General features: G+C 45.7%; 9 protein-coding genes. All 9 read left to right on the plus strand.

All coding sequences use genetic code 11. From position 1 onward, the window contains the following. The first annotated feature begins 412 nt into the window (after positions 1-412). The 9 genes from IEY46_RS33850 to brxF all read left to right on the plus strand — a co-directional run bounded on the left by IEY46_RS33850 (position 413) and on the right by brxF (position 11,683). Positions 413-577 carry a hypothetical protein gene (locus IEY46_RS33850; protein WP_189000152.1) on the plus strand — a complete coding sequence of 55 codons (165 nt, stop codon included), beginning with the start codon at positions 413-415 and terminating at the stop codon, positions 575-577. A gap of 249 nt (positions 578-826) precedes the next feature. Next, positions 827-1,777 (plus strand): helix-turn-helix transcriptional regulator, encoded by a 951-nt coding sequence (locus IEY46_RS33855; protein WP_189000154.1) that lies wholly within the window; start codon positions 827-829, stop codon positions 1,775-1,777. Positions 1,778-1,912: 135 nt separating this feature from the next. Continuing rightward, positions 1,913-2,266, plus strand: a complete 354-nt coding sequence (locus tag IEY46_RS33860) for a hypothetical protein (RefSeq protein WP_189000156.1) — start codon at positions 1,913-1,915, stop codon at positions 2,264-2,266. A gap of 129 nt (positions 2,267-2,395) precedes the next feature. Continuing rightward, positions 2,396-2,707, plus strand: a complete 312-nt coding sequence (locus IEY46_RS33865; protein WP_268239557.1) for a VWA domain-containing protein — start codon at positions 2,396-2,398, stop codon at positions 2,705-2,707. A 57-nt stretch (positions 2,708-2,764) separates the two neighbouring features. Beyond that, complete coding sequence (locus IEY46_RS33870; RefSeq protein ID WP_189000160.1) at positions 2,765-3,472, plus strand: hypothetical protein; 708 nt, start codon at positions 2,765-2,767, stop codon at positions 3,470-3,472. Positions 3,473-3,492: 20 nt separating this feature from the next. Next, entirely contained in the window at positions 3,493-4,332 is an 840-nt protein-coding gene (locus tag IEY46_RS33875) for a hypothetical protein (RefSeq protein ID WP_189000162.1), read from the plus strand. Between the two features lie 629 nt (positions 4,333-4,961). Then, entirely contained in the window at positions 4,962-7,838 is a 2,877-nt protein-coding gene (locus tag IEY46_RS33880; protein WP_189000164.1) for a PD-(D/E)XK nuclease family protein, read from the plus strand. Further along, positions 7,831-11,130, plus strand: coding sequence for a UvrD-helicase domain-containing protein (locus tag IEY46_RS33885; protein WP_189000165.1), 3,300 nt, complete (start codon positions 7,831-7,833; stop codon positions 11,128-11,130). Before IEY46_RS33880 ends, IEY46_RS33885 begins: the two co-directional genes overlap by 8 nt. A 97-nt stretch (positions 11,131-11,227) precedes the next feature. After that, complete coding sequence (gene brxF / locus IEY46_RS33890) at positions 11,228-11,683, plus strand: BREX-3 system P-loop-containing protein BrxF (RefSeq protein WP_189000167.1); 456 nt, start codon at positions 11,228-11,230, stop codon at positions 11,681-11,683. Positions 11,684-11,687 lie beyond the last annotated feature (4 nt).

Raw genomic sequence — 11,687 nt, forward strand, 5'->3', positions numbered from 1 at the left:
CCTATTCAGTATCGCCAAGAAGCCCTTAAAAAGGTTGTCTGATTTACTGTTGACAATCCAGTGCCATAGTGCCTATCGAATTGACTTCGAACCTCATCCCATAACATTTGCCCATCCCCTTCATTGTGTATAGAATCGGATTCGGGTGAAGTATAAGGAATGAACCGAATTAATTACAAACTTGCATCTATTGTAAGATTCGGTTCCCATGGTTATTAGCGGTTTCACGTAAATTAACCTTGATTTTATTGGGTTTTTAAATGTAGTACAGGTTGGAAATATTGGTGATACAGTGGTCAAAAATTAGGTTTGATGTAAAATTGATGTAAAAATTGGGCGGATCTCTGCCTAAATGAACATATGAGATCAGAAAACTCATGAATCAAATTAACTTTTAATCGAGGAGTGGAATATGAGCAAAATAAAAATTCAGCTCGTTCCAGATAATTTTGAAGAAGTGCTTGAGCAAATTACGGATTCAGGACAAGCTGTGCTCACTTCCCCTGTTGAAAGTGAAACGGAACTCGAGGAACTCCGCAAATCCATCCAGGATCATACTCAAGGACAAGGAATTTAGTCATAAGTAAAGGCAGGATTATATTAGGGGCAGATCATGGTGCAGTAACTTATCGATCAGACTCCATACCTTCGTGGATTGAATGCATTGTACAGAAATTGAATCCTTAGTAAGAACAGGCCCTGCAAGTAGGTCTGTTCTTTTCTTAATATTAGGAAATTTTATCGATTCAACTTCATAGATCATCCGAACCATGATACGATAATGCTAATGGACATTACCAACTATGGGAAATTGAGGGGGATTAACTTGGTAGATAAAGTGATTCGTATTTTTAAAATGATCAATGCCATTCAAGCGAACCCCGGCATTTCCGCAAACGATCTTGCTTTTAAGTGTGAAGTGGACATACGGACGATCTATCGGGATTTAAGAGTGCTCGACTTGATAGCCCCCATAACCAATGATGGAAAGGGGAAGGGCTACAGGTTTATGGGCAAGTTCTCTATGTATCCGCTAAATTTTTCGGAGCAGGAGGCATTAGTATTTTCGCTGCTTCCTTCTGTATTGGACGAAGATAAGCTCCCGCCTGGTTTCCAGACGGCTTATGATAAAGTCATGGCAACGCATTTCAAGGAAAAATCCAAGCAGATTAACATCATCGAAGATATCGCGAGCATCATTCAAATGGGTTCGCCCGCATACCGTAAAGAAAGCCCGAACTTCTTGCAGCCAATCATCCAAGCGATATTGGAGCAAAAGACAATCGATACAGTTTATCACACTCAGTACCGAAATGAAACGACGGAACGAAAAATTGACCCTTATTATCTCGTTCCGCGTGAACGACTGTTTTACCTATTCGGCTATTGTCATTTAAAGAAGGGGATAAGGACGTTCCGGATCAGCCGTTTTCAAAAGGTAGAAATTACGGAACAGTCATTCGACAAAGGCGATTTCAACATTAAGCAATATTTAAAAAACACGTGGTCGATCGATCGCGGGGAAAAGAATATGGCGTTCAAAGTTCGGTTTTCCGCCGATGTGGCCCGGTACATAAAGGAAGAGGATCTATTCGTTCATCCGCGTATGAAGGATCAGAAGGACGGAAGCCTTATTTTCGAAGTGACCGTTAATAATGAAAAAGAGTTTCTGAAATGGGTACTCCAATACGGGCCTTCTGCGGAAATCCTTGAACCTAAATCGGTACGGGATTCGCTCAAGGCTCAATTATCGCAGTGGGTCAACATGTATCAATAGCTATACAGGAGAGGAACAGCCTCGCTTCTACTTTGAAGCGGGGTTTATTTTTGCGAACGTTTATTCGCTGACAAATAGGTGCCAAATAGAAACTTTAAGATACAAGTACAAAGACGAGACGAGGAGGCATCGACCATGAAGCTCATCATAACGAAACACGCATTTGAACGTTATCGTGAGAGAGCAGCGGTATACCGCGGCGACTTTAATAGTTTTCAAAATCAGCTTCAAAAGTTAACACGGGGAGAATTGTGTTTCTTAGAGTGGCAAGACAAGCCGGTCGTGTATTTCAACCAGTCATATTGGCGTTACGTGCGTTGCGAGAAAAAGAACGAAATCACACTTGTCACATGTTTGGGTATTTTGGAATTCATCAGTAACGATAAATGGTCGAGACTAGATTCATTTAGAAATAGACGAGCGAGTCAGAAAATCATGAAAACCATTCGGAGGAAGCGGAACTACAGTGAGTCAAGCCATATCTTTTAATCATTTAATCATGCTTGGAGCAAAGTTTATTTACCGATCGGCGGAGCCGAAAAAGTGTACTTGCTTATCGAAGCGAAGGGAAACGAAAGGGAGAAGGCACTAATTCGGTCACCGATCAATTTGTCTCTTGTGCTTGACCGAAGCGGGTCCATGTCTGGAGAACCGTTAATGTACAGCAAGAAAGCTTGCCAATTCGTCGCCGATCAAATGAATGTATTCGATCTGCTAAGTCTCGTTGCTTTTGATGATCAAATTCAGACGATTATTCCCCCTTCCAAAATCACGCACAAGGATTTGATCAAGCATCGCATCGAATCCATCGAAACGGGAGGAATGACCAACCTCAGCGGCGCAACACGCTCGGAAGAACAAGCCGGACGGAATGGTCAATCGGGTCATTTTGCTATCCGATGGCCACGCGAACGAAGGGATTACGGATAAGCAAAAGCTCTTCGCGATTGCAAAAGAATATCGTTCTTCAGGAGTAGGATCAGTACGATGGGGGTTGGCGATGGTTTCGATGAGGAGTTAATGGAAGGCATCGCCGAACATGGTGGCGGTAATTTCTATTATATCGATAAGGCTGACGGCATTCCCAAGATTTTTGAGCAGGAGTTCTTGCTATCGGTGGTTGCCCAGAATGTTAAACTTACGCTTAATCCTCCGGAAGGCACTCAAATTGTTGCTATCTACGGATATCCGGTAGAGGAGCAGTCAGGCAAGCCGGTTCTCCAATTAGGAGACATATATCACAACGAGGTAAAATCCATTCTTGTCGAGCTGGCATTCTACCCGCACATCCAAGGCGAACATACCGTGATTCAATTGAACTGGAACTACATTGATGTTACGGAGAGAGCCGTTGCATGCAGCACCCAGATTGATGTATCTGCTTCGTTCACAATGGATATCAATCTGATAAACGAACCTGGCAGTGCCATAGTAGAGCAGCAGGTCGAATTAACGAAGTCGGCTAAGGTCATCGAGGATGCCATGGTGGCTTTCGACAATGGCGACATGGAACACGGGCAGAAGCTGCTGAAAGTTCAAGCGGATCAAATGCTACAAATGTCGATTGCAATGAACAGTCCGATTACGGCGGAAGAGTCAGCGAAGCTTTACAGCCAGCTAGACATTTTCGAATACTCGAGTAAAAAGCGTAAGGAGCTTAACCAGGAGAAGTATCGCAGGATGAAAAGAAAGTAAAAGAGAGGGGCTACATATCCATGACATCATTTTTAATGGTAATCTTCACATTATTGTTTTTCGCATCGATCGCCGGTATCATCAACCCCAAAATGTTCGACAAGCTATTCAAGCGAAGGGTTAAACGTTGGATGTTCGCGGTCGGTACTGTTGTTCTACTCCTATTGATTGGTGTTACTGCGCCGAGTGACCCAGAAACGGAGGCGGCTAGCGTTGCGAGCGTAACATCCTCTGCTGAAAGATCCCAGGCCAAGGTAGACGCGGACGCAAAAGCTAAAGAGGATGCAGACGCGCAGGCGAAGAAAGAATCAGATTCCAAGACGAAAGAAGAGGCTAAGCAGAAAGAGAAAGAAGATAAGGTAAAGGCTGAGGCTGCGGAGAAGGCGGCGAAGGAAGCTGAAAAGGCCAAAAAGGAAGAGGAAGAGAAGGCAGCCGCTCTGGAATTGGCTAAAAATCCTGACTGGGATAAATCTGAAATGGATGCATTGAAAAACGGAAATCCACAATTAGCTTTTCAAATGCTTGAGGCAATCGGAGATACGGCCGTCACCCCAACAACTGTAAAGGCAGGTTCAGTGTTTAAAGCCCCCTGGAACTATTATGGAAAGCCTATCCAATTTACGGTGGATGTGGCGATCGTTCAGGACTACCCGCCAGACGGCGACAACTATATTAAATCCGAGGTTGTAGGTCAGACTCCGGACGGAACGATCTTAGACATCTTTAGTATGGTTGGAAGCGGCGATATTCAAGTTGGAGATCAGATTACAGTGGTTGCTTACCCTGTCGGGATTGTATCGGTCGATAATAAATTAGGCGGACAAACGGATCAACTGGCACTTGTAACAAACAAGCTGTAATCGAAGTAGGCACCGGTTATTCGCCGGTGTCTTGATTTTCCGATTACAGGAAGGAAAGGGGGTAACTCTCAGCGAATGTAGGTATATTGGATTATGAAATAGGGGCTTGCAGGTGAATTGGGTCGTCTATTCGACAAAATAAGTAATTGCTCTATGACGAGCAAGACAAATCAGTAGGGAGGATCAAGACCTTGCATGTAATTGAGACGTGGAATCGAATTATCGAGCGTGCTAATTGCCAACCTTTTGAGATTCACACCGTCCCACAAAACAAAAGGGCACCATTATGGTTTCGAGTCAGTACGGATGGAACTACACTTATCATCAGTCAAGCAAAGGATAACGTACCAAGTTCCACTCTGAAAGTGCCCAGGAAATTACATTCAAAGAATTCGAAAGAATATATCCCTATTATCATTTACGGCTTCAGGGGGCTTCTGTAAGTCAGGAAGTTATGAGTAAATCGGTAAATTCGGTTTACATTTATGGGTTAATTGCAGATGGCTTATTGAATCCTGCTTGATCCCGACCAAGGTATTTGCCACCTTTATTTCCGGTTAGTGGAAGGGAAGAAGGTGTGTTTTAGACAATGTAGGTCTATTGGATTATTCGCTCGAGGAGGCTTTATCATGGATTTGATCGATCGGTTGTATCAGAAAATAAAAGAGGCTCCTTTGACTCCGAAAGTGTTGTTGGCCAGATCCTACGCGCAAGGACACCAAATCCTCGAGCAGCTATGTAAGTGTTACGGAGCTTTTTTTAACATAGAAGTGCAGACTCTTCGCAGTATAGTGACCGCAAATGCAAAGGCAGAGCAGTTCCGCAGAAAAATCAGTTTGCTCGAAGAGGAGCAGGCTGTTTGGGTAGTTCGTCAGCTGATGAAGCAATTCGCCGTGGAGAATCCGGCGAGTTATATAAGCGACTCCATGTTGAAGCCCGGTATAGTGAACAAAGTAAATCTTGCCATACTCGATATGCGGCTAGCTGGTATTCGTTCTGACGAAGTAAAAGCGGAGCATTTCACGAATCTGCATAAAGGCCAATATTTGAAAAGGTTGCTCGCAACATATGAAACGTATCTGCGGGAAAACGCCCGGATGGATGTTGCCGGATTGGCGGAGTACTTAAAACCAGGGGCGGACGATACCGTCTATCTGGCACTTACGCCAACAGGGTGGACATGGGCGGAGCAGAGCATGATCCACAAGTTGTCGGGAGATCGTCTTTGTTTCCTTGAATCGGATGCTCCCTTTTATATAAACGAAGATTTTTCAACAAATAGTTTCACGATGTTTCGTGCGACCGGAAGTTTAGCGGAAGTCAGAGAGGGATTCCGCAGAATAATATCGGACCGCGTGGCTCTTGATCGGATGGAAATCATTTTGTCTGATTATGAGCACTTTGCACCCATTGTTCACTCGCATGCCGAAGCACTGGGCATCGACTATACGCTCTCGAACGGGCTTCCACTTGTATTTTGTGATGCCGGAAAAGCGGCTGTAGGTATACTTGATTGGATTGCAGAAGGCTTCCCGGTAAAGAGGCTTGCGGAGATGCTGCGACATGGCTATATCTCGTTTTCAGATGAACGTTGGTCTCGATCCGATTGGGTTCGCTTGCTGGAGAAGTCCGGGATTGGTTGGGGCATTGAAAGGTATCTTACTATACTTCGCCCAGAAAGACTGAGTGATGAAGAGCGGGAGCAAGGCACTGCTTTATATACTTACTTGAAAGATTGGTTTGATCGGCTTCCCGAAGGTAATGAATGGAATCCACTTTTACTGTTAAGGTGGGTGTCAGATTTTGTTCAGAAATATGTGCCTGCACGGTCACTGGATGATGCTAACGTAGGGGCAACGCTGAAGGAGATGACTAAACGTTACTCAACAAGTCCATCTGAACCTATGCAGATAGATTTGGCTGTCCAATACGTGAAAGAGATGTTAGCTGGAATTCGTATTCGCGCCACGGCAACACCGAAACCAGGTGCGATTCATATTAGCTCTTTACAAAACGGCGGATGGAGCGGGAGAGAGCGGACTTGGATCGTGGGTATGGACGAGAGGATTTGGAGTATATCTGCAGTGCAAGATCCTCTTCTCTTGGACCAAGAACGAGTTATGCTGTCTAGGCACTTGGAGCCAACCCATGAACATGGTGAGTCCCGACTGTCGCAAATTCGAGGTGAGATCTGGTTAAGCTATTCCTCTTATGATATAGGCGAGCAAAAGAGCCAAGGTCCGGCTTTTGAAATGCTTCAAGTTCTGCGTTTGCAGTCAGGGGATTCGTCATTAGATTTTGGAGCATTAGAGCATTCTTTAGGTGAGCCTTACAGTGTAATGGATATCATGCATGCAGCCGAATTATTTACTCCGATTGACGGAATCGATGCGTGGGCTCGACTGCTGCAGGACCCAAGGAGCAAACGCAAGGATGGGTGGCAGGCAATGCTTCAAACATATCCTGCTCTTGCCGCGGGGTATCAAGCTCAAACTTTCCGTCTGGATGAGAAGGTCTCAGCTTATGATGGTTGGTTGGAGATCGATCCTTCCACAATTACTAATGACTTAGAAGAGGTTCAACGCCGCGATACTATTAGTGTAAGTCAGTTAGAGAAATATGCGAGCTGTGGGCTGCAATACTATTTTTACTACATCTTGAAACTTCGTCCGAAGGAAATTGTAGAGCTCGATCGGACCCGCTGGCTGCAAGCAAGCGAAAGAGGCTCCTTGCTGCATGACGTTTTCAGAAGGTATTTAGAGGATGTTACTGATAAGGGAACGAAACCCGCAATGCATGACAGAGGCCGATTGATTGAAATTATGGAAACGGTGATCGAGGAGAATGCGCTGTCCATCCCCGCCCCTAGTATGCATGTATTCGCCAAGGAATGTGAGGAAATCCGGAGAGATGTAGAAGTCTTTTATCTCAATGAAGTCGGCAAAACAGATCAACCTTGCTTCTTCGAATTGGAGCTCGCGACGCATGATGGAGAGCCAATGGAGATTCATTTGTCGGGCGACATTCGTTTTCAGCTGAAAGGTTTCGTCGACCGGGTTGATCGGACTGGGCCTCACGAATACCGAATTATCGATTATAAAACGGGCAGCACAAGCAAGTACAAGGCTTTAGAATATTTCAGCGGCGGAACACAGCTGCAGCATGCTATATATTCAATCGCTGTAGAACAATGGCTTCACGAAGCGGGGGTGGACCCCGAAGCCAAGGTTACTGAGGCGGAATATTATTTTCCAACGGAGCGTGGGCGTGGCGAGTATGTAAGAAGAACCCAGAATCGAAGGGAAGAGTTGACTGCCATCATTGCAAATTTGCTGGAATCCCGGAATAGAGGGATCTACGTTCCGGCTAGGGATTCGAAGGTCTGTGGGTGGTGTGACTACCAGACCGTGTGTGGATCTCATTCGGAGTGGATGGCGGGCAAACGTGATTCGTCTTTAAATGCTGATATATTAAGCACGCTGCTGGAGGTGGAGAGGATTGGCTGAACCGAATGTCTTAACGGGACCTGCAGACCAAGCTGACCGTGATCGGATACTTACGGATTTAGATACGACTTTACTCGTTGAGGCAGGGGCTGGCTCGGGTAAAACGACCAGTTTGGTTGGCAGGCTTCTTGCGTTAATCGAGTCCGGCATTAGCGTCGGCCAAATCGCTGCCATTACTTTCACCAACAAAGCTGCAGAAGAAATGAAAGAACGTTTCCGATTGGCATTGGAGAAAGCATATCGAATTTCATCGGATACTTCTTTAGTGCGCGAGCGGTTATCCGAGGCGTTAGGGAATCTTGATCTTATTTTTATCGGAACTATACATTCGTTCTGTGGATCGCTATTGCGAGAGCGTCCAATTGAGGCAGGGCTGGATCCTTCATTTGAAGAAATGGACGAAGAAAGCGATAAGCAATTCCGCGCGAGTTGTTGGGACAATTTCATGGCTGAGCTGGATGAAGAAGCGCGGTTACAATTCGAAGAATTATTGTCACTGCGTGTGGATGTTAACACACTTCGGGACGTATTTGATCGTGTGTCTTTTTTTACTGATGTCGAGCTTCCTTGTGAGAAACGGGAGCAGCCGGGCTTTGATCGAATTCGGGATACACTGTTTCCCTTGCTCGATGCTGCAGCGCCTTATATTCCGACGACCCAGCCTGAGAAAGGCTGGGATACGGTTCAGAAGCTTGTTCGGCAGACGCGTCAGAAGATGCGGTACATCGATCTGTCGGATGATATGCGAATTCTCGAGATCGCAAAGGAGTTTGACCGCAAGCTCGATGTGACGCTGAATAGGTGGACGTCCAAAGAACATGCCGGCGAGATGAAGAAACTATTTCCCGAATGGCAGATCAACGTGCTTTTACCGTTCCTTCAAGAATGGCGTGAATATATGTATCCAAAGCTGATCCGCTTCGTGCTGCCTATACTTGCTTATTACGAAGCACGCCGATACGCCGCGGGAAAACTAAATTTCCAAGACTTACTCATGGAAGCTGCCAAGCTTGTGCGTGAAAATAGCGAAGTAAGAGCCTATTTCGCCGAACGATACCAGAGGCTGCTTGTCGATGAATTTCAGGATACCGATCCGATTCAAGCTGAGTTGATGTTTCTGCTCACAGGGGATTCGGTGAATGGGGAATTCGAGAAAGACTGGCGGCAGCTTACACCACGGCCGGGTTCCTTGTTCGTGGTTGGGGACCCGAAACAGTCAATCTATCGTTTCCGCAGGGCGGATATTTCTATATATAACGAAATCAAGAAACGGATTCAGGAATGCGGTGCAGTTTTACGTCTAACGGCCAATTTCCGTTCTGCTCGTTCCATCGGCGATTTCATTAATGGTCAGTTTGTCGGCAAGTTACCGCCTTGGGAGACGGAGCACCAGGCTGCGTTCGTGATGATGGAAACGCGAACGTACGATCCCAAAGCTGGTCGTAAAACGCCACATGGTATTTACGTTCTTAATTATCCCAAAATGCCTGGTGGTAAAGCTGTAGTCGCACAAACAGATGCCGAGCAGATTGCAAAATATATCTCATGGGCTTGTAATAATGGCAACTTGCAGATTGTTGATCGTGATGGAGGAAGCCGTGATGCGGTTCCAAGTGATTTTCTGATTCTGACGAAAACAAGGGAGTTCATCCACCTCTACGCAGAACAGTTGGATTTGTTTGGCATACCGGCTGATACTTCGGGTAGCACGACAGTCTATAAGGAGCTACTGGCACTTTTACAGCTGGTACGGTTTTTAGAGGATTCCGCCGATAAACCGGCGTTGCTCACAGTTATGCGCGGAATGCTGTTTGGCTTGAGCGATCGGCAGTTATGGGCTTATAAACAGGAAGGATTTTCGTTCTCATTATTTGACTTGCCGGAGCTAGAAGCATGCAGGGAAGAGGTCAAGGCAGTTGTTAAGGTGCTTGGAAGGCTTCAGAAGTATAAGAGGTGGGTTCGCACGTTAAGCGCGGCGACCGCGTTCAGTCGAATCGTGGATGATCTGGGTATTTTACCATACGTGTCGACGTTACCTGCTGGCTCCGTTCGTGCGGGGACATTGGTTAGAATGCTGCAGCTACTACATGGAGATCCTTTGGCGAGTTCAAGCTGGGCGGAATTGTGTCGCTTGATCGAGCAAATGCTCGCGGATCGAGGAATGGAGACATCGAGCCTATACGCTGGCGGCAACCAGGCTGTCCGTATTATGAATCTGCATAAAGCCAAAGGACTTGAAGCACCCGTAGTGTTCTTGGCCTGTCCCTGCGGGGAGTCTGATCATGATGCGACGCAGTATATTGATCGTTCCGCAGACCCGGCTTCAGGTTACTTTACGATAAGTAAATCGATCGGAGAGTTCAAAACAGAAGTAATCGCTCAACCTTTAGGTTGGGGAGAGATGAACGAGCGAGAGCGTGCTTTCTCAAATGCTGAGAAAGACCGACTGCTTTATGTCGCTGCTACACGTCCGAAGCAGATGCTGGTCATCAGCTTGTATCCTGATCAGCCGGCGAAGTGCCCTTGGACATCACTTGTAGATGGTATGGACTTCGTACGTGAGCTTGATGTGCCGATGATGAAGCCGGAGAAGAAGACTGAATTGACAATAGGGCCAGATTTGCGAAACGTGGCGGAAATCCGAAAGCAAAGGTTAGATGCGATTGCTGAGCCTACCTATGCGGTCATGTCAGTTACCGGTCAAACCAAAGCAACTGGAGATAAGCCGGAATGGTCCGCGGAAGGTAAAGGAATGGCATTTGGAAGTGTCGTCCATCGAGCGATTGAAATGCTGGGCAAGGGGTTACCGGAGTCGGAAATCGAGGACACTGTACGCTTTTTAGCGGATGAGGAAGGCATGATTACGGATCTCGTAAGCGAAGCCAGTCGAATTGTAAAAAGCGTTATTGCCAGCGAACTATGGCAGCGGAGTTTGCGCGCTCGCAGCCGCTTATTCGAGGTTCCGCTGATGATTCGAAAGATTACCGCCGGAATCAGAGGATTTAGCGATGTTGGGGATGCTGGATCAGAGGTTGCGTCTGCATTAGAAGAAACAGGTTCAATTAAGTATGCCTATATTCGTGGAGTCATTGACTTCCTTTTTGAGGAAGAGGATGGCTGGGTCATTGTTGATTTCAAGATGGACAGTGTGACGGAAGAGAAGTTGCAGACATTCATTGATTTCTACCAGCGGCAGGTTCAGGCTTATGCTTCAGAATGGGCAGAAACTTTTGGTTACAAGGTGAAAGAAGCTGGCTTGTATTTTGCCCAGTTAGGAATTTGGGTAACGTGACGCCTTAAGTGAAGGATAACAGGTTCACTTGTCGAATTATAAACCTATAGTCCTATTAGCATAGATTCTAGAACTTGCATTCAGAGGAGTTAACCTTATGGTTGAGAAACTTGAGCTATTACATGCTGAGATCTCAAGTTTGAGTAATCAGAGATATAAAGTTTTTTTCCTTCTTCCGACAACTACGAACCAACAGAAGCTCATCAATGACATAAATCGTGAAGGTATTCCGACAGTAAACATAGGCCTATATTTATCAGAACAACTAAGATTAGTCCCCTCTGACAAACGCCCTTTTGATGTTGCGAAGTGGCTAAGGAAGGCCATAAATGATCAAAAGCATAATGTTGTATGCATACACAATATCGAATATTTATTTGATCCTGAGTTAAAGCAAAATCCAATTAAGTTGCTAGAAGCACAGAGTGGAAATACAGTTCTGTTGGTAATATGGCCTGGTAAAGCTGAAAATGGAGTGCTCTATTATGCGACTCCGGAGCACCCAGAGTACTACCAGAATACCGAGTACAGTAATAGTATTATGTTCTATTAATTGT

The sequence above is a fragment of the Paenibacillus nasutitermitis genome, assembly GCF_014641075.1.
Classification (GTDB): Bacteria; Bacillota; Bacilli; order Paenibacillales; family Paenibacillaceae; genus Paenibacillus_Z; species Paenibacillus_Z nasutitermitis.

Excerpts from the sequence above, each read along its gene's own strand:
- IEY46_RS33850 (WP_189000152.1), top strand. The coding sequence starts at position 413 with ATGAGCAAAATAAAAATTCAGCTCGTTCCAGATAATTTTGAAGAAGTG.
- IEY46_RS33860 (WP_189000156.1), top strand. The coding sequence starts at position 1,913 with ATGAAGCTCATCATAACGAAACACGCATTTGAACGTTATCGTGAGAGA.
- IEY46_RS33870 (WP_189000160.1), top strand. The coding sequence starts at position 2,765 with ATGGGGGTTGGCGATGGTTTCGATGAGGAGTTAATGGAAGGCATCGCC.
- IEY46_RS33875 (WP_189000162.1), top strand. The coding sequence starts at position 3,493 with ATGACATCATTTTTAATGGTAATCTTCACATTATTGTTTTTCGCATCG.
- IEY46_RS33880 (WP_189000164.1), top strand. The coding sequence starts at position 4,962 with ATGGATTTGATCGATCGGTTGTATCAGAAAATAAAAGAGGCTCCTTTG.
- brxF (WP_189000167.1), top strand. The coding sequence starts at position 11,228 with ATGGTTGAGAAACTTGAGCTATTACATGCTGAGATCTCAAGTTTGAGT.